Source organism: Desulfothermus naphthae, assembly GCF_054657475.1.
In genome coordinates this window covers 805,418-823,287 of sequence record NZ_BAAHYQ010000001.1, presented here as the reverse complement: position 1 = coordinate 823,287, position 17,870 = coordinate 805,418, and the positions used below count along the sequence as shown (strand labels likewise).

The 17,870-nt window shown below is 32.8% G+C and carries 16 protein-coding genes; 12 read left to right on the top strand and 4 right to left on the bottom strand.

Annotation, left to right across the window (positions count from 1 at the left end):
- Positions 1 to 576 precede the first annotated feature (576 nt).
- Complete coding sequence (locus ACYQ1E_RS03950) at positions 577 to 1,491, bottom strand: transposase (protein ID WP_459875538.1); 915 nt, start codon at positions 1,489 to 1,491, stop codon at positions 577 to 579.
- 369 nt (positions 1,492 to 1,860) lie between these two features.
- On the opposite strand from ACYQ1E_RS03950, the gene ACYQ1E_RS03945 reads away from it, so the two are divergent.
- The 12 genes from ACYQ1E_RS03945 to ACYQ1E_RS03890 are packed head-to-tail and all read left to right on the top strand — an operon-like array spanning position 1,861 to position 13,132.
- On the top strand, positions 1,861 to 3,768 hold the full coding sequence (locus ACYQ1E_RS03945; protein ID WP_459875536.1) for a methyl-accepting chemotaxis protein: 1,908 nt from the start codon (positions 1,861 to 1,863) through the stop codon (positions 3,766 to 3,768).
- Positions 3,769 to 3,786: 18 nt separating this feature from the next.
- The gene (locus ACYQ1E_RS03940; protein ID WP_459875534.1) at positions 3,787 to 5,358 is read left to right on the top strand and encodes a chemotaxis protein CheW; all 1,572 of its coding nucleotides are present in this window, start codon (positions 3,787 to 3,789) and stop codon (positions 5,356 to 5,358) included.
- 9 nt (positions 5,359 to 5,367) lie between these two features.
- Positions 5,368 to 6,441, top strand: a complete 1,074-nt coding sequence (gene cheB, locus ACYQ1E_RS03935) for a chemotaxis-specific protein-glutamate methyltransferase CheB (RefSeq protein ID WP_459875532.1) — start codon at positions 5,368 to 5,370, stop codon at positions 6,439 to 6,441.
- Positions 6,442 to 6,456: 15 nt separating this feature from the next.
- On the top strand, positions 6,457 to 7,086 hold the full coding sequence (locus ACYQ1E_RS03930) for a HEAT repeat domain-containing protein (protein ID WP_459875530.1): 630 nt from the start codon (positions 6,457 to 6,459) through the stop codon (positions 7,084 to 7,086).
- A 17-nt stretch (positions 7,087 to 7,103) separates the two neighbouring features.
- A complete protein-coding gene (locus ACYQ1E_RS03925) occupies positions 7,104 to 7,937 on the top strand; it encodes a CheR family methyltransferase (RefSeq protein ID WP_459875528.1) in 834 nt (277 codons plus the stop codon).
- Positions 7,938 to 7,952: 15 nt separating this feature from the next.
- On the top strand, positions 7,953 to 8,315 hold the full coding sequence (locus ACYQ1E_RS03920) for a response regulator (RefSeq protein ID WP_459875526.1): 363 nt from the start codon (positions 7,953 to 7,955) through the stop codon (positions 8,313 to 8,315).
- A 28-nt stretch (positions 8,316 to 8,343) separates the two neighbouring features.
- Entirely contained in the window at positions 8,344 to 11,037 is a 2,694-nt protein-coding gene (locus ACYQ1E_RS03915) for a chemotaxis protein CheA (RefSeq protein WP_459875524.1), read from the top strand.
- Positions 11,028 to 11,249 (top strand): hypothetical protein, encoded by a 222-nt coding sequence (locus ACYQ1E_RS03910; RefSeq protein WP_459875522.1) that lies wholly within the window; start codon positions 11,028 to 11,030, stop codon positions 11,247 to 11,249. The genes ACYQ1E_RS03915 and ACYQ1E_RS03910 overlap by 10 nt, the downstream gene beginning before the upstream one ends.
- 46 nt (positions 11,250 to 11,295) lie before the next feature.
- The gene (locus tag ACYQ1E_RS03905; RefSeq protein WP_459875520.1) at positions 11,296 to 11,745 is read left to right on the top strand and encodes a PIN domain-containing protein; all 450 of its coding nucleotides are present in this window, start codon (positions 11,296 to 11,298) and stop codon (positions 11,743 to 11,745) included.
- Positions 11,729 to 11,938, top strand: a complete 210-nt coding sequence (locus ACYQ1E_RS03900; protein WP_459875518.1) for a hypothetical protein — start codon at positions 11,729 to 11,731, stop codon at positions 11,936 to 11,938. The genes ACYQ1E_RS03905 and ACYQ1E_RS03900 overlap by 17 nt, the downstream gene beginning before the upstream one ends.
- Positions 11,939 to 11,977: 39 nt before the next feature.
- Positions 11,978 to 12,745: a ParA family protein gene (locus ACYQ1E_RS03895; RefSeq protein ID WP_459875516.1), complete on the top strand. Its 768-nt coding sequence runs from the start codon at positions 11,978 to 11,980 to the stop codon at positions 12,743 to 12,745.
- A 21-nt stretch (positions 12,746 to 12,766) separates the two neighbouring features.
- Positions 12,767 to 13,132: a response regulator gene (locus ACYQ1E_RS03890; protein ID WP_459875514.1), complete on the top strand. Its 366-nt coding sequence runs from the start codon at positions 12,767 to 12,769 to the stop codon at positions 13,130 to 13,132.
- Between the two features lie 50 nt (positions 13,133 to 13,182).
- On the opposite strand, the gene ACYQ1E_RS03885 is transcribed toward ACYQ1E_RS03890, so the two are convergent.
- The 3 genes from ACYQ1E_RS03885 to ACYQ1E_RS03875 are packed head-to-tail and all read right to left on the bottom strand — an operon-like array spanning position 13,183 to position 17,859.
- Positions 13,183 to 15,672, bottom strand: coding sequence for an ATP-binding response regulator (locus ACYQ1E_RS03885; protein ID WP_459875512.1), 2,490 nt, complete (start codon positions 15,670 to 15,672; stop codon positions 13,183 to 13,185).
- Positions 15,673 to 15,730: 58 nt separating this feature from the next.
- Complete coding sequence (locus ACYQ1E_RS03880) at positions 15,731 to 16,543, bottom strand: CheR family methyltransferase (RefSeq protein ID WP_459875510.1); 813 nt, start codon at positions 16,541 to 16,543, stop codon at positions 15,731 to 15,733.
- On the bottom strand, positions 16,540 to 17,859 hold the full coding sequence (locus tag ACYQ1E_RS03875) for an HDOD domain-containing protein (protein ID WP_459875508.1): 1,320 nt from the start codon (positions 17,857 to 17,859) through the stop codon (positions 16,540 to 16,542). Before ACYQ1E_RS03875 ends, ACYQ1E_RS03880 begins: the two co-directional genes overlap by 4 nt.
- Positions 17,860 to 17,870: the final 11 nt, after the last annotated feature.

Below are 17,870 nucleotides of genomic sequence, written 5' to 3'. Positions count from 1 at the left end.
TAGAATTTATCATGTTAACTTGATATAATTTGTTTTTCCGCATCACACCCAGACAATCTTTTTCTGATCAGGTGACCAGGTGATTCTCGCTTTGGAGTAACACTGGAGAAAAAGTAACTTTATATTCTTGTTCAAATTCCTGAAGGCTTTAATATCTTTATTATATAATTTCAGAGGCTTCAGCTAATGAGGTAAGTTCAATTATCCGAATTACATCATCCTTAATTGTTCTTATTACTCTTTTAAATATCCGCATTTCCTTTAGGATTATTTTGTTTTATATTCAATTGTTTTGTTTACTTCATAGAAGACCTGAATGTAAGGGTGTAGCCATTGTCATTAACAAGAAACAGGCCTTTTTCCCTAACTCCATTTAAGAACTCATTATTTTAGGTTGGTTAAAACATCTAACCAATCATTTAATGTATCCAACTTTTTTGGGCAACATCTCTTTTGCACAGTAATTTATATCAAATTGTTTCTATTATATCAAGTTGTGCGGGATAATATTTAACATCTCCCAGCCATTGAGCGATGTTCTATGTCCCATATTCACAAATCACGATATTCCCACCTTCATTGTAACCTTTTGAGCGAATACACCCCAAACTCTCTTAGCACTGGCACAAACTTTCTATCCTTTTTTGAACCCAGCAAATCCCTTATCTCACAAAAAACTCTCTGAACAAAATCCTTACTCCCAAGTACCCCCGCATCTGAAAAATAACGACATCGATAAATGAATAATTCAGTAGAGTTTAAGTGAAAATTTTTCTTTCTTTCCTTTTTCTCTATATTTTCATCTATCGGAACACCCTTCGCACCATCTATTGCTCCCACCTCATACACATATTCCCTGTATTTCCTTACTATTTCTTTCCCATCAAGCTCATTCCACTCCTTCAAACCAAAATCAATACTCAATAAATCATCTTTGTTTCCTGATTGTATATGATAACCCAAGGAACACCACTTGTATTCTTCTGGCCTTTTCACTATACCAGCTCGAACTGCATTTAAATCAACATAGGCAAGCAAATTTACTAAAGTTAATCCATCTTCCACAATCAAACTTTTAAAACGCTCTCCCCACAATGTCCCTCGCCTCTTATATTTCTTATTAAAATACCTGCTAAATTCCTGCTTTATTTCCTTCACATACCACGACAAACTGCACAACTTCTTTTTTAACCTCTTAAAATCAATTCCAGTACCAATTTCTTTTGCCCCATACAATCTTTTATACCGCTCCCTTACCTCTTCATCAGATACTTTAGACTCTGGATATATCCTGACTACAAGATGAAAATGATTACCCATTATGGCAAATCCTAACACATCCACAAAAAATATCTTGCTCCATTTTTTTATAAGCTCAAGCATAAATTCTTTGTCTTCATCTCTAAATGGCAAACCATCCAGAGATGTCCGGGATATTACATGATATACTGTAGGCTCATCTTCTTTTAAAAACCTTGCTATTCTTGGCATAACAAAACTCCTTATGTATGTGTCTGTTATCTGTGGCAGATTTCTGGGGAAAAGGTTTTTTGTTCAATGTTCTAGGTTCAAAGTTTTAAATTCACATTTTTGAAACATTGAACATAGAACGTTGAACTTTTAAAGTCAAGTATTATTTGCCTGTCCCTATTCCTATTCTAGGTTCTTGAACATAGAACATTGAACGTTGAACATTGAACATCATAGTATTATTCGCCAGTCCCTTTTTGACAAAAAAATAAAAGTTTACTATCTTTTTTCAATGCATATGATTGGATAAATCAAGTAAAGATTATCTATAAATTGCCCATACGTTATTTAACACGTTGAAAACCTTAAAATTTTTCATAGGAGGGGAAAATGCCTCTTAAAAAGGTATCAGTAGGAAAAAAACAACAAGGTAGTCCTAGTGCTCCATCTACATCAAAGATAGCAGAGGAAAAGAGAAAAAGGGCACGGACCCTGGCCAAGCAACAACAGGCTGCTGAGAGGATTGCTGCTGCTTCCACTGAGCTTGCCAGTGGACTTACAGAAGCTATAGGCTCTATTGATGAGATGGCAAAGGCAATGGAGCAAATAACAGCAGGAGCTGAAGAGGCAAGCGGTGCATCCCAAGAATTGGTCTCTTCTTTTAATCAATTATTGAAGATGACTAAGGATCAAGCTGATATTGCCCTTCAGTCAAAAGAGATAGGAGAAAAGGTAGCAAAGGATTTAGAAGAAGTGTCTGCAGCTATTTTGGATCTGGCTAAGGGGATAAATAATGCTGCCAAAGAGCAAGAGAAAACTGTAAAAAAGATATCTGAGATGGAAGAGCAGGCACAAAAAGTAAATGATACAGTAAAGGTTGTAATAAAGATCGCTGATAAGACAAATCTTTTGGCCCTAAATGCTGCAATCGAGGCTGCAAGGGCAGGAAAACATGGAAAAGGATTTGCTGTAGTTGCAGATGCTGTGAGAAATCTTGCAGAAAAAACCGAAAAAAGTGCTACTAATATTGCCCAGCTTGTAGATAAGATTCAAACCCAAATAGGCGCTTTAGTTGAGGGAATTAAGAGGTCAGCACAAGAGGTAAAAGAAGAGGCTGAAGGTGCCAATGAAACAGTAGCTGATCTTCAGGAAAAAAAGCAGGAGATAAATTTGCTTTGTGAAGATGCTGTTAAGGTTCAGAAAATGGCGGCAGATGCCTTGGATGCGGTTCAAAATGCCTTAAAGATGGCAGAGGAAGTAGCTGCTGCTGCTGAAGAACAATCTGCTGCATGTGAAGAAGCATTATCAAACATAGAAGAGCAGAAAAAAGCTTTGAGACAAAGTGAAGAGGCCTCAGCAAGTTTAGAGGAAATAAGTGAAGACCTTAAGAACAGTACTGATATAATAAAGAGTGCAGAGGAGGTAGCTGCTGCTGCTGAAGAGCTTTCTGCTGCAATAGAAGAAAATTACAGGGCTGCATCAGAAATAAATGTTGCCATTGAACAGATTAAAAAAGGAGCTGAAATTCAAAGTGAGGCTACTGAGAAACTAGCCTCAGCAACTGAACAACTTGAGAAAAATAATAAGGTGATCCTTGATCTGGCTGAAAAAGGTGCACAAAAGACAAATGAAATAGTTGAAAAATTTAAAGAGACAATAGAAAAAATTAATAAGATGTTAAAGGCCATTGAAGATAATTTGCAAGATAGTTTGAAAAATAAAGAAACCCTTCAGGAATTTGACAAGATAGTGAGAGGAATGGAAAAAATAGTAGAAACTATTGGTACTATTGCGATTCAAACAGATATGCTGGCTGTAAGTGGCTCTATTGAAGCTGCAAGGGCTGGGGAATATGGCAAAGGTTTTGCCGTTGTTTCAGGTGATATAAGAAATTTAGCTGCTGATTCAGCTGAAAATGTTGATCAGGTAAAGGATTTAATAAAATCTATTCAGGACGAAATAATTGTAATGGGTAATGAATTGGCAACCATAGTCTCAGCAGGTATGGAAGAGGTAAAAAAATCACAGGCAGCTGCTGCTAAATTAAAGGAATTGGTTGAAGGGGTAAAGGAGTTGGAGGATGCAAATAACAGATTAAAAGATTCTGCCCAGGCAGCAGTTAATTCTCTAGGAGAAGTAAAACAGGCAGCAAGTGAGATTGCATCAGCTTCAGAAGAAGCTGCAGCAGCAGTTGAAGAGGCAACACGTTCAGCCCAAACTCAGACTCAGGCCCTTGAAGAACTTGCAGCTGCCGCAGAGGAAATAGCTTCTATTGCAGATGAGATGCAAAATTTGTAATAAATAAGGGGCATAATTATGGTCACTGTTGTTGAAGAAAAAAAAGAGACTTTAAATGAGATTGAGCCCTCTATTGAAGATGAACTAAGAAAGTTTTTGACCTTTTTTGTGGGTGATGAGTGTTTTGCCTTTGATATGGATATCTTGCAGGAGATAATATGGGTGCCTCAAACAGTGAAGGTACCTCTGACTCCACCTTCTTTTGTAGGACTCACAAATCTCAGAGGAAGTATCCTCCCTCTAATAGATATTAGACGGATATTTAACATGGAGAATACAGAAATTGACGAAGATACCAGGGCTATTATAATTAATATTGGTTTTACAACTGGAATAATAGTGGATAAAGTGGATAGGGTAATAGAAGTTATGCCAGATAGAATAGAAGATGGTCATACTTTAAAATCTCAGTCTGAAAATATTAAAGAATATTTAAAAGGAGTTATAAAATATTCAGACAAAGATTTAATTCAGCTAATAAATATTGAAGCACTCATAAAAAATGAATTTTCAGATATTGTTTTTGGTCAGGAGCAAGGAAACATAGATGAGATAGATAAAAAAAGTATAATGCAGGGTGAAGACAAAGAGAACGAAGATATAGAAGAGAAAAAGATTGTGAGTTTCTTTATACAATCTCAGGAATTTGGATTTGAAATAGAGGATGTAAAAGAAATAATAAAGTTTCCAGAAGATGAAATCCACAAGGTTCCTAATGCTGATTCTACATTGCTTGGAATGATAAATTATAGAGATAGGATTTTGCCCTTGATAGATCTCGGAGAGCTGGTTGGACTAAGGAGTAACTTAGATCCAGAACAAAGTAAAATTTTGGTGATGGAGGCAGATTTTCACGACAAAACAGAACCTATTGGACTTGCTATTGATAAAATTCATGAGATAATTGAAGTAGGCTCAAACCTATATCCAGTGCCAGAGCTTATATCCTCTACACATTCCTGTAAAGAAATCAAGGCAATCTGTCAGTTAGACCAGGGCAAAAGGATAATATCTATTTTTTCTATTGAGGAAATTATTAAACATCCAGATGTAGAAGAGGCGCTTTCTTCCACTGAAGATTTAAGGACAAAAGAAGATAGAAAAGAAGTAGAGACTGAAGAAGATACCTCTGACCAAGAGGTGCAGCTAGTTACTTTTATGTTAGAGGATCAAGAATTTGGAATAGTTATAGATCATATCCAGGAGATAATTTTAATACCTGAAGAAATAAATGTTGTTCCCAATACACCAGATTATATTGAAGGGATGATAAATTTAAGAGGCGCGGTGTTGCCCGTGATCGACTTAAGAAAGAGGTTACACAAAAGACCTTTAGAAAATAGAAATGATTTCCAGAGGATCCTGGTGATAACTACTGGAGATACAAAAACAGGACTTATAGTAGATTCTGTAACTGGAGTTTTGTCAGTAGAAGAATCCAAGATTGAAGATGCACCAGATATAGTGGAATCAAGTGGTGGTTTTATTAAAAAATTAATAAATATAGAGGATCAAGGAAGGATTGTATTAATATTTGATGTGAAAAAGCTTTTAGGAGATGGGGAATTTTCCTCTCAAAATGATGATTAAGGAAAAGATATGAAAAACATAAAGGTATTAGTGGTAGATGATTCAGCCCTGATGCGGAAATATCTTAGGCAGATGTTGGAAGAGGCAGGGTTTGAGGTTTACACTGCCAGGGATGGAAAAGATGCCTTGGAACAAATAAAGAGGGTAGATCCATATGTGGTAACCCTTGATATAAACATGCCTGTAATGGATGGTCTTACCTGTCTTAGTTATATCATGACAGAATTTCCAAGGCCAGTTATTATGGTTTCTTCTTTAACAGAAAAAGGCGCTCAGGCCACGTTTGAAGCATTGGAACTTGGGGCAGTTGATTATATTCCAAAACCTGGAGGCACTGTTTCATTAAATATAAAGGAAATAAAAAACGAACTTATATCAAAGATAAAATCCGTTGTTAGAACTAGAATTAGAGACAGGATAACATCTACCAGTTCCAGGCGAAAAATCTTAAGACAAGAGAAAAAAGTTGTGAAGAAGACAAAGCTAAGCCCAAGTGCAGACCTGCTTGGATTGGTATTGATTGGTTCCTCCACTGGAGGGCCTGGGAATTTAGAAGAGATACTCACATCCTTGCCCTCAGATTATCCATTCCCCGTTGTAATCGCACAACACATGCCAGCATCATTTACTAAAGTTTTTGCAAGAAGATTAGATGGAAAATGCAGTTTATCTGTCTTACATTTAGAAAAGACCATGCCCATCCAACAAGGTGGAATTTACATTGGAAAAGGAGATGCAGATATAGAACTTGGAAAAAAACTCAAGAGATTAATTGGAACGAGCGTTCCTCCGAGTAATAAATACCTATGGCATCCAAGTGTAGACAGGATGGTCCAGTCAGCTTTAGAGGTCTTTGACCCTAAAAGGACCATAGGAGTGCTCTTGACTGGTATGGGGTATGATGGGGCAGAGCAGATGGCAAGACTTAGAAATTTAGGAGGTAAAACCATAGCAGAATCAGAAGAAACCGCAGCAGTATTTGGTATGCCTAAAGAGCTTATTGAAAGGGATGGGGCAGATAAAGTCTTGCCCTGCTATAAAATAGCAGACCAGTTAATTAAATGGGCAAAAATAATTGTATAAAGAGAGGGATTCAATATGGCACTTAAAAAGGCTTCAAAACAAAAGACAGTGGAGACTACTAAAGAAAAAAGAAAAAAGCCAAGGGATTTTGAGGGACTTGTTGCACAATTAAATGAAGGTGATAGGACACAGCGTAGATGGGCAGCTAGAGACCTTGCCCAATATGGTGAAAAGGCTATTGACCTTTTATGTGATAGACTGGAAAAGGAAAAAGATACCTCGGTTCAAGATGCTATTTTATCATCACTTATGGAAATCAAAAGGCCTCCTATTGGAGAGAGACTAATTCCCTTGCTTAAATCAGACGACGCAGCCCTCAGAAATAAGGTCATTGAGGCACTTCAGTCCATGCCTGATTTGGTTTCAAATCATGTCAATGAACTTTTAAAAGATCCGGACCCAGATACAAGGATCTTTGCCATAAATATTATTCAATGGCTCAAACATTCAGATGTGCCTAAATGGCTAATTGAAGTGATTAGAAATGATGATCATATCAATGTAGTGGGAACCGCCCTTGATGCCATTTCTGATATTGCTACAGAAGATATGGAAGAGGATCTTGTTGCAGTAAAAAAGAAATTCAATGACCCATATATTGATTTTACAGTAGATAGTATTTTGACGAGTATGAAAGATGGATAGATAAGAGGTAGAATATAATGGATATAGAATTTACAAAGTCTGATTTTGAAAAATTCAGGCAGTTTTTTTATAGAAAAACAGGTATATTTTTCCCGGACTCTAAAAAAGACTTTGTAGAAAAAAGAATTATAAAAAGAATAGAGGAAACAGGACATTCTTCCTTTCGTTCTTATTTTAATTTTATAAGGTTTGATAGATCCAGTGATGAAATCCAGAATCTCATAAATCTGCTTACTATAAATGAGACCTATTTTTTCAGGGAAAAATATCAATTTGAATGTCTGGTAGAGAATGTATTAGATGAAATTTATGAATACAAAGAAGCAGACGAAGTAATTAGAATCTGGTCTATTCCATGTTCATCAGGTGAAGAACCTTATTCAATTGCAATATATCTTTTGGAATATTGGCCTCTTATAGATGAAGTGGATGTAGAAATAATTGCATCAGATATTGATACTGATGTATTAGATAAGGCAAAAAAGGGGATATATAACTATCGCTCCGTCAAAAATTTGCCAAAACACCTTTTAAAAAAATATTTTAAAAAATTGTCCAATGATAGATATGAAATAATTGATGACTTAAAAGAAACTATAGATTTTAGACAACTTAATCTATTTGATCCCAGACAGAATAAAGAATATCGTTATATTGATGTTATATTTTGCAGAAATATGCTCATATATTTTGACGATGAATCAAGACTAAAGGCCGCACAGATATTTTATGATGCAATGAATCCTGGGGGATTTATCTTCTTAGGACACAGTGAATCAATGAGTAGAATATGTTCTCTTTTTAAGGTCAGGAAATTTAAACAGGGAATTGTTTATCAAAAACCATTTTAAACAGGACTTATGCTCATGAAAAAGATATTAATTGTAGATGATGCAGTAACTGTGAGAAAGTATGAAAGACAAATGGTTGAAAATTTAGGAATAGAAACAGATGAGGCCATAAATGGTCTCGAGGCATTGGAAAAACTCATGCACCAAAAATATGATTTATTGCTGGTTGATATAAACATGCCTAAGATGACTGGGTATGAACTCCTCGAAGAGATGAGGAAAAATCCTGAGCTTAAAGACATACCAGTTATTATGATATCTACAGAGGCAGAGAAAAAAGATAAAATTAATGCATATAAAGTGGGTGCGAATTTTTATGTGGTAAAACCTATAAGGCCTGAAACCATTACGTGTCTGATAAATCTTTTGATCATTTAATTTTAGCTCCTAAAAATGGAGAAAGGACATGGACGAATTATTAAAACAATTTATAGATGAAGCTAGAGAACTTGTTGAACAGGCAAGTAAGGATTTTCTAAAAGTAGAGGAACATCCGGAAGATACAAAAATTTTAAACTCCCTTTTCAGGGCAATGCATACCCTAAAAGGATCTTCGGGTATTTTTGAATTTTTGGCCCCTTTAACAGAGAGTGTACATGCAGCAGAAGATGTCCTTGATGCAGTGAGAAGTGGAGACATGAAACTCACCTCTGATATGATTGATGTGCTTTTAGATTTGCTTGATCAAATAAATGCGTGGCTAGACGAATTGGAAGAATCTGAAAATATTAGCCCTGATGCAGAAGAAGTGGCAAAGGAGTATAAAGAAAAGTTAAGGGGGTTTTTGAAAGATAATATAGCTCAAGAAGAAACAGAAGAAAAATCTGAAAGTGATAAACCTGTGGACATACCCTGGCTTAAAGAAATTCCTGATCATGAGAGGAGAGAAATATTTAAAAGAGCAGATACAGATGAGATTTATGCAATAACTTATCTGGCTGATGAGAATTGCTTTTTTACAGGAGACGATCCCTTATTGACAATTAAAAATACCCCTTCACTGCTTTGGTGTGGTGTTAAATTTAAAGAAAAAATAGATCCAGATGAATTTGATCCATTTATAAATCGTCTCAATTTTATGGCTATATCCTGTGCTCCTTTAGAGGAACTAAAGGAACATTATCAATATGTAGAAGATCAGATAAAAATTGAGAGCTTTTCTTTAGATGAGATTATCTATCCAGCAGGCGAAATATTAGAGGAAAATCTTTTGGAATCCTTTGTAGAAGAAGCCAAAAATAAATTACAGGCAGGTGATTTAGATGCAATTAGCTCACAGATTAAGGTAGCACTTGAAATTGTATCAAGTGAAAGTTTTCCCTATAGCTGCTTAAAATGGATGCAAGCCATAATTGAAAAAAATGATGATAAGTACAATAAATATATCTCATGTTTTATAGATGCAATAAATACCAATGAATTTAATAAAGAGATAAAAGACATAGAGGTAGAAGTTAAAGAAACTCCTGAAGTTACAGAAGCTGAAGAACAAGAGGTATCAACAAAAACAAGAGCAGAAGTAGATTTCCAAGACTTATCATTTGCCCTAAAATTGTTAGATTCCCAGATTGAGATGTTAAATACTCCTCCCCTAAGTCCTGAATTAGAAGAGGGGAGGATACTGAGTGCTATAGAGATTGTTAAAAGGTCGCTTATCAGTTTAGGTAAAAAAGAACTTTTGTCAGGAATAGATGGGATAGATCTCTCAGATACTAAAGAGATTATATCAAAACTTTCTCAAATAAAAGATTTTCTAAAAGGGTTAGAGGGTGTTGAAGAGCCAGCTCAACAAGCAGTTACTTCAAAGACAATTTATGAACAGCCAGCAAAAGATAACCATATAAAAGATCAGGACCTAAAGTCTAGTGCTCCAGCAGTAGAAAAGGTCCAGAAGGTCAAACCTCATGCCAAGACCGAGATCAAGGTCTTAAAGGTTGACCAACATAGAATAGATTCTTTAATGGAACTTGTGAGCGAGCTTGTTGTTGCCAAAAATTCATTACCCTATCTTGCCAAAAAGGCCGAGGAAATCTTTGGAAGTAAAGAGCTTAGCAAGGAGCTTAAGTTTCAGTATGCAACTATAAACAGGATTTGTGAAGATTTGCAAAATGAGGTGATGCAGATTAGAATGGTCCCTCTGTCCCATGTGTTCCAGAGATTTCCAAGATTGGTCAGAGATTTTAGTAGAAAATTAAACAAAAAGATTGAACTGGTTTTAGAAGGTGAAGATACAAAGGCAGATAAGACAGTTGTAGAAGACCTTGCTGAACCCCTTGTACATCTTATTAGAAATAGCATTGACCACGGTATAGAACCACCTGATGAGAGAAAATCTTTAGGAAAACCTGAAAAAGGAACAATTACACTGAGGGCTATTCCTCTGGAAGATCAGGTAATAATTGAAGTTATAGACGATGGAAAGGGAATAGATGTTGAAAAAATAAAACAAAAGGCCTATGAAAAGGGGCTTATCTCAGAAGAACAATTAGATACTATTTCTGATCAAGATGCACTTCAATATATCTTTGCACCAGGTCTGTCCACTGCAGAGAAGATTTCTGACCTATCAGGTAGGGGAGTTGGAATGGATGTGGTGAAAAATATGGTTGAAAATGTTGGGGGTAGTATAACTGTATTTAGTGAGAGAAACAAGGGAACAACAGTGAGGATAAATCTCCCCTTGTCTATGGCTGTGACCAGGATATTAATGGTAGAAGTAAGTAAAGAACTCTTTGGTTTTCCAATAGAAAATGTTGCAGAGACCGTTAAGATACCAAAACAGGATATAAAATTTATTAAAAACAAAGAAACAATAGTGTTAAGGGATAGATTGATTCCTATTTATCGCTTAAACAATATATTGGGACTTGACTTAAGTGAGCATAATACAGATGATGAAGAAGTGGCAATCTTGATTATGCAAGTGAAAAATACAGAATTTGGAATAGTTGTGGATAAGTTTCATGAAGGAGTGGATATTGTATTGAAGCCTTTAGAAGGCATTATGTCAAGATACACCTTATATAGTGGTGCAACATTGCTTGGGGATGGCAGGGTATTACTTGTAATTAATCCTAAGGAGCTTGTAAAATGGCTATAGTTTATGAAAATGATACAGCTTATTTAAATGATGTGTGTACAATAGAAGAAGGTGAAGAATTTTTTGAGTGGATAAAAAACACAGAAGATCCAAAGGTAGATTTAAAAAATACAGAACACATCCATACAGCTATCTTTCAGACAATACTTTTTTTTAAACCTACATTGTTAAATTTAGATAAAGAGTCATTTTTTGGGAAGCTGTTAGGTTAAATGTGTTTTTTGTTGACGAATGCAGGTTGATTATTGATGATAACAAATGAAGTTATATTTAGATTGTTGTTGTCTTAATAGACCTTTTGATGACCAAAGCAATCCAACTGTTCATATAGAATCAGAAGCCATAAAAATTATTATTTCTTTATGTGAGAAGAAGATTTTTATATTGGTATCAAGTGAAATTTTAGAATTTGAAATAAATAAAACGCCTGATATACTAAGGCGAGAGAGATTAAAAATTATAGAAAGTATTGCAGAAGACAAAATAGAAATAGATGAAAGAATAGAGAAACGGGCTAAATACTTTGAGGATTTTGGGCTACAATCATTTGATGCTTTACATTTAGCATGTGCAGAAACTAAATGTGATTTATTAATTACAGTGGATAGAAAATTTTTAAGAAGAACTAAAGAAATAACAGATTTGAAAATAAGAGTAATGAATCCATTAGAATTTTTAAAAGAGGTTTTATATGAAAGAGATGGATAATTATCAAAGCAACATAGAAGTTCAACGTAAAGGATATCAAATTTTAGCAAAAGAATTAGGAGTAGTAAATTTTATAAGATTTATACAAGAATTTGAAAAGGGCAGTGGCAACTATACAGAAGAGAGACATAATTGGCAGGATGTATATTCTGTGCAAGATATATTAGAGGAAATAAAAAATAAAAAGTTGTAACAATATTTATAACCTAATTTGACTAACGTATTTTAATAAATGACTATAATCAGCATTGCAAATAGAAAGGGAGGGACTGGAAAGACCACAACTGCGTTAAATTTAGGGGCAGAAGAGGCTGCAAGGGGCAAAAAGACCCTTCTCATAGACTTAGATACCCAGGGACACCTTGCATGGGGACTTGGATTTAAGGGAGAAAAGGACTTTCCAGTCTATATTCATAAACTATTTGAAGATAAAAACTTTGATTTAAAAGATGCAGTTTATGAAACTTCATTTGAAAATCTCTATTTAGCTCCATCTGATGTAAATTTTATTAATAATCCTCAAAAAAAAATTGAGGTTGATCTCTTAAAAAGGAGTTTAGATAAATATATCAAAGAAAATAATATTGATATGGTTATAATAGATACGCCCCCAACACTTGATATTTTTATGTTGTCAGCCCTGGTAGCATCTGATGTTGTGCTTATCCCTTTTTTGCCCCATTTTCTGGCAGCAGTTGGAGTAAAACAGATGGCAAAATTATTTTACAAGGTAGCTGTTAAGTATAATACAAACTTAAGGTTACTCGGGCTGGTTCCAGTGATGGTGAATAAAAGAATAGGGATGCACAAAAAAGTTATAGAGGAATTAACTAAGGTCTTTGGCAAAAACAGGATGCTCAGGGGGATAAGGACAAATGTAAAACTTGCAGAGGCATTTTTGGCTGGTATTCCTGTGAGATATTATGCTCCAAAAAGTGCAGGCTCAATGGATTATTATTTACTTACAGAAGAGATTCATTTGTTAATTGGAGAGAAATAAAATTTAAAGGGAGATGGGTATATGAAAACCATTCTTTTAGTTGATGATTCTCCAACAATACTTATGAGTGTAGAAAGTATTTTAAAAAAGGCGGGTTATAAGACTGAAAAGGCAAAGAATGGAAAAGAAGCCCTTGATAAATTGAAATCAGGCTTAAAGCCAAACCTCATTATAACTGATTATAATATGCCCATCATGGATGGCCTCACCTTTATTAAACATGTTAGAAAACTACCTTCTTGTAGATTTACACCAATTCTTATCCTCACTACAGAATCAGAACAAAAAAAGAAGATGGAAGCCAAAAAAGCAGGTGCAACAGGATGGTTAGTAAAACCAGTTAAACCAAATGATCTCCTTAATGTGTTAAAAAAAGTTATCCCTTAAGTATGGGCTTGTAATAACCCAGGTTAAGCAAACCTGGGATATTATTTTGTTCACTCATTTTGTTTTTCTAATTCTTCAAAGTGCGGAAGCACTGTTTTTATCTTGTCTAGAAAATTTTTCATATTAATGGGCTTTAAAATTACATCAGAAAAACCCATCTCTTTTAATTTATCTATTTCCTTTTTAAATGCCATTGCTGTAAAGGCTATCACTGGAATATTTTTAAAATTTTTATTTTGTTTTATGTGCATAAGTGTTTCATATCCATCCATTTTAGGCATTTGCAAATCTAGAAGAATGAGGTCATAGGATTTTTTATCAAGGAGATCCAGTGCCTCAAGTCCATTTGATGCCTCATCAACGTCTACTCCTTTATATTTTTTTAATACCTCTTTTACTAGATATCTATTTGCTATATTGTCCTCTACCAGCAATATCCTTATTTTTTCATCCTTTTCTGTTTCAGATTCTTCCTTTTCCCCCTCTATTTTTTGAACATCGGCAAAAGAGAGAAAAGTTTCACTACTATCCTCTTGTTCTGGTAATTTTAGAATTGTTTTGTGTTCATCTGCTAAAATTATTTTTTGTATTATTGACTCTAAATATGACCTTGTGTCTTTTCCCTTTATAAATATAGATTTTATATAATCACTATATTCTTTAATTAACTCTGCTTGTATATCTGTAGAAGTAATTATTACAATATTGGCAGAAATATTGTTTTCCTTTAAATATTTTAAAAATTCATAACCATCCATCACAGGCATACTTAAGTCCAGAAATATTAAATCTATTTTGTTTTTATTTAAGCAGTCCAGAGCCTCTTTACCATTGCCAGCCTCTAAAGTTTTGGCATTGGGTACAACCTTTTTAAGTAACGAGTTAAGCTCTTTTACAGTCAATTCATCATCATCCACTATTAAGAATGTAAGTTTTTTATCTGTTTTTATTTTTTCTTTCCTTTGAATCTCTTTTTTTTCATAAATACCTTCTTTTTGATATGCATCCTTAGCTTCTTTATAGACACGTGGAAATATAATAGTAAATGTGGTGCCTAGTTCTGGTTTGCTTTTAACTAATATATGCCCTCCAATTAATTGTAATAATTTCTTTGTAAGGGGTAATCCCAGTCCCGTGCCCTGTATTAATTTTTTTGACTCAGCACGACGAAATTCCTCAAATATAGTATCCATTATTTCTTCTTTAATTCCTATACCAGTGTCTGTAATATCTATCTTTACATCACTTTGGTTTATCTCATTGGCAACTATTTCTATCTTGCCTTTTTCTGTATATTTTACTGCATTGGATAATAAATTTAACAAAATTTGAATTAATTTGTGTTTATCTGTAAAGAAATTATCATTTTTAATGTTGTTTTGAATTACAAGTTCAAGACCTTTATGAGAGCACTGAGGTTTCACTATTTTTTCTACATAATCAAGGACCTCCTTTAATGTAAATTCTTCAAAATTAACTTCCATCCTCCCTGCTTCTATTTTACTTAAGTCAAGTATATCATTTATAATATTCATTAGTTGAGTACCACTAGTATATATTAGTTCTATTTTTTCTTTAAAGGATTTATCAGGTGTAAATTCATTTAGGATTAATTCGGATAGTCCTATAATTGAATTTAAAGGCGTCCTCAATTCATGGGCCATATTGGCAAGGAATTCAGATTTATATTTTTCCACTTCTTTTAATTTATTATTTATTTCCTCTAACTCAGACTTTTGAGCATGTAATTCTTCAGTCTGAGCCTCTAATTCTTCACTTTGGGCTTGCAGTTCCTTATTTTGTGCCATTAATATCTTATTTTTTTCTGAAAGTTCATCTTTTAACTTCTTGAGATTTTTGCTCGCTTTTATATTCATCATCATGATACCAACTTGAATCATGAGTTTTTCTATTAAAAGAAGTATATTATCGTCTATTTTAGATACAGAAAGACACTCCAAGACTCCAATTATCTCTTTTCTATAAGAAATAGGTAAATAGTAAACATAAAGATTGTCAAAAGAAGTATCTAAAGATTGAAAAGAATATCTCTTGTGATATTCACTTATATCTAATATATATGTCTTTTTTGTTAAAATAGAATGTCTCCCAATAAATTTATCAAAGGGTATTTTTTTATTATAATAAAATTTATCAGTATTGCTATGTGCATACTTCACAGTCAGTTCTTTCTCCTTTTTATCATACAAAAAGGCTGTGCCTGAAAAAATTATTCCTTCCTCAATTAGCACCTTCAAAAATCTGAAAAATAGGTCATAATATGTGTTTACACCAACAAAATTGGTCAGGACCTGAAGAGATATATCACGTAATTTTTTGTTTTTGGTTATAACTTTATCGATTTTAAATAGAAAAAAAAGTAACAAAATTAATAGAATTAAGGTAATGAGAAAAATTATATGATAAACTCCCTGTATTTTCTGATTAATAAAAACCAAGAGAAGATTAAGTGAAAGTATTATTATAATTATAGCCAAAAAAATTAATGAATTATGAATTCGTTTAACTATATTAATCATATTATTACCCTTTATCATGCCAATTTAGTTCATATTTTTTTTATATGCTCATTTTCATTTATCCTACATATTTAAAGATTTTTATACCAGGACATACCTGTTCAAATAAAGGAGCATATTCTTTCAGTAGTTGCTCAGAAGAACCTAATATTAAATAACCACCCTTATCTAACATTTTTATAATTCTATCAAATAGTTCCGTATTTTTATTCTCTTTAAAGTAAAAAAATATATTTCGTGCAAAAATAAAATTATATTGTAAAATCCCTTTAACTAAAGATTTTAATTTGAAAATATCCCTTACATAAAAGGAGATATTTCTTTCAAAATATGAATGAATTAATTTATATTTATTTTCTGTTTGATGAAAATATTTCTTTAAATAATTATAAGGAACATTTTTTACTGCATCTTCCCAATAAATTGCCTTTTTAGCTTCCATAATGGCTTCTGAATCTATATCAATTGCATCTATTTGATATTCAAATTCAGGACATTTGGATTTTCGCTCATTTAATATCATTGCCATAGAATAAGGCTCTTCTCCACTAGAACATCCAATAGAAAGTATTTTTATGAACATTGTATTTGAGCGTATCATTTTTTTTACTAAATAATTGAAATAATAAAAATACATTGGATCTCTAAAAAATTCAGTAGTATTAATCAAAAAATATTCTGATAATAGCCGTGTTTCTTTGTCTAAATTTTTAATTAAATATCTATAATAATCTTCTAAAGAGACAAAACCCAGAATAGTAATTCTTTGCCTCAATCTTCTCAAAATAGTATTTATTTTGTAACTATCAAAATCTATATCTACTTTTTCCTTTATAATGGAGATAATCTTTTTTATTAATTCCTCATTCATATGACCATATCTTCTGCAATAGAAATTATATATGGAATATTGTTCATGATTTCCTTTAAGACAGGTATGTCTATTTTAATTTGAGAAACAATCTCATCTATTGAGATAAATTCTTTTGTTCTCTTTATATTATCTGTTCCAATCAAGAAGCTGGAAATAAGTAAATTAGCAAGTGCAACTATATAGACTATTTTTTTTTCTTTCATTGCTTTATTGGGATAGTGATGATATTCTACAATTTCTAAAATCTTCTCATCCAGATTGAGAGATTCTAAATATAGTCTTCCAATAAATGCATGTGCACATGAATTTATTGAATTTTCTACAAATGATATTATTTCTACTCGCTTTGTAGATGTGTAGTTTTTAAGTGCATAAAAATCTAATATAACCTTTCCTATATCATGAAATAAACCTCCAATATAGGGTGTAGTATCGGCTATTCCTAGATTTTCTGCAATTAATTCAGAGAGAAGTGCTACTGATAGTACATGAATCTTATATTCATAGATATTAATAGAATATGATTGAATATTACTTTTAATCATATTCTGGATAAGTAAAGCGTTTATAAATTTAAATGTATTCTTTATACCAACATATGAAATAGCTTGTTTTAAATTTTTTATTTTGTATCTTGGAGAGATATAAGAAGAGTTTGTAAATTTTAAAAAATTTACACTCACAAAATCGTCTTTCAACATAATTTGTTCCAATTTTTCAGGAGTAACATCTTTATTTTTCAGTTGCATTATTTCAAGGATTGTTTTATTTGGCACTGGAAAATAACTTGAAAATTCTTTTATCTCTTTTAATATGGTAGAAATATCATATTCAGATTCTAATTCCTTTGAATGTATTACTAAAGAGACAGGCGTTACTTTATAGGAAAAATCATTTGTGTAAAAATTAACCACTCTTGCCTCACTTCCCAGACAATCTTCAAATACTATATCAATACCATATTTATTTAAAATATTCTTGCATGTTATATAATTTTCTTTTCCAATATCATAATAATCTGATTTTCCAATGTTTGCTCCGCCTGCAATAATGGCCTTATAGTCTTTTATATTGTTTGTAAATTTTTTCATTGTTTTGAAAAGATGAATAAGACCAGTGTCAGCAAAGGAAGTTAATTTTGTTTCTAAAGTATTTTTTTTATATTCAGGAAGGAGAATATGAATTGCACCAACTACTTGAGATTCTTTATGAAAAACAACAATTCCAATACAAGAACCAAGTACTATTTTAATATTTACATCTATGTCTTTTATTACTTCACATTCACCGATATTTAAATATAGTGTTTTCATAAATTTAAATT

What these genes read in the sequence shown, in the direction of transcription:
- ACYQ1E_RS03950 (WP_459875538.1), bottom strand. Translation starts at nt 1,491, where the DNA reads ATGCCAAGAATAGCAAGGTTTTTAAAAGAAGATGAGCCTACAGTATAT.
- ACYQ1E_RS03945 (WP_459875536.1), top strand. Translation starts at nt 1,861, where the DNA reads ATGCCTCTTAAAAAGGTATCAGTAGGAAAAAAACAACAAGGTAGTCCT.
- ACYQ1E_RS03940 (WP_459875534.1), top strand. Translation starts at nt 3,787, where the DNA reads ATGGTCACTGTTGTTGAAGAAAAAAAAGAGACTTTAAATGAGATTGAG.
- cheB (WP_459875532.1), top strand. Translation starts at nt 5,368, where the DNA reads ATGAAAAACATAAAGGTATTAGTGGTAGATGATTCAGCCCTGATGCGG.
- ACYQ1E_RS03930 (WP_459875530.1), top strand. Translation starts at nt 6,457, where the DNA reads ATGGCACTTAAAAAGGCTTCAAAACAAAAGACAGTGGAGACTACTAAA.
- ACYQ1E_RS03925 (WP_459875528.1), top strand. Translation starts at nt 7,104, where the DNA reads ATGGATATAGAATTTACAAAGTCTGATTTTGAAAAATTCAGGCAGTTT.
- ACYQ1E_RS03920 (WP_459875526.1), top strand. Translation starts at nt 7,953, where the DNA reads ATGAAAAAGATATTAATTGTAGATGATGCAGTAACTGTGAGAAAGTAT.
- ACYQ1E_RS03915 (WP_459875524.1), top strand. Translation starts at nt 8,344, where the DNA reads ATGGACGAATTATTAAAACAATTTATAGATGAAGCTAGAGAACTTGTT.
- ACYQ1E_RS03910 (WP_459875522.1), top strand. Translation starts at nt 11,028, where the DNA reads ATGGCTATAGTTTATGAAAATGATACAGCTTATTTAAATGATGTGTGT.
- ACYQ1E_RS03905 (WP_459875520.1), top strand. Translation starts at nt 11,296, where the DNA reads ATGAAGTTATATTTAGATTGTTGTTGTCTTAATAGACCTTTTGATGAC.
- ACYQ1E_RS03900 (WP_459875518.1), top strand. Translation starts at nt 11,729, where the DNA reads ATGAAAGAGATGGATAATTATCAAAGCAACATAGAAGTTCAACGTAAA.
- ACYQ1E_RS03895 (WP_459875516.1), top strand. Translation starts at nt 11,978, where the DNA reads ATGACTATAATCAGCATTGCAAATAGAAAGGGAGGGACTGGAAAGACC.
- ACYQ1E_RS03890 (WP_459875514.1), top strand. Translation starts at nt 12,767, where the DNA reads ATGAAAACCATTCTTTTAGTTGATGATTCTCCAACAATACTTATGAGT.
- ACYQ1E_RS03885 (WP_459875512.1), bottom strand. Translation starts at nt 15,672, where the DNA reads ATGATTAATATAGTTAAACGAATTCATAATTCATTAATTTTTTTGGCT.
- ACYQ1E_RS03880 (WP_459875510.1), bottom strand. Translation starts at nt 16,543, where the DNA reads ATGAATGAGGAATTAATAAAAAAGATTATCTCCATTATAAAGGAAAAA.
- ACYQ1E_RS03875 (WP_459875508.1), bottom strand. Translation starts at nt 17,859, where the DNA reads ATGAAAACACTATATTTAAATATCGGTGAATGTGAAGTAATAAAAGAC.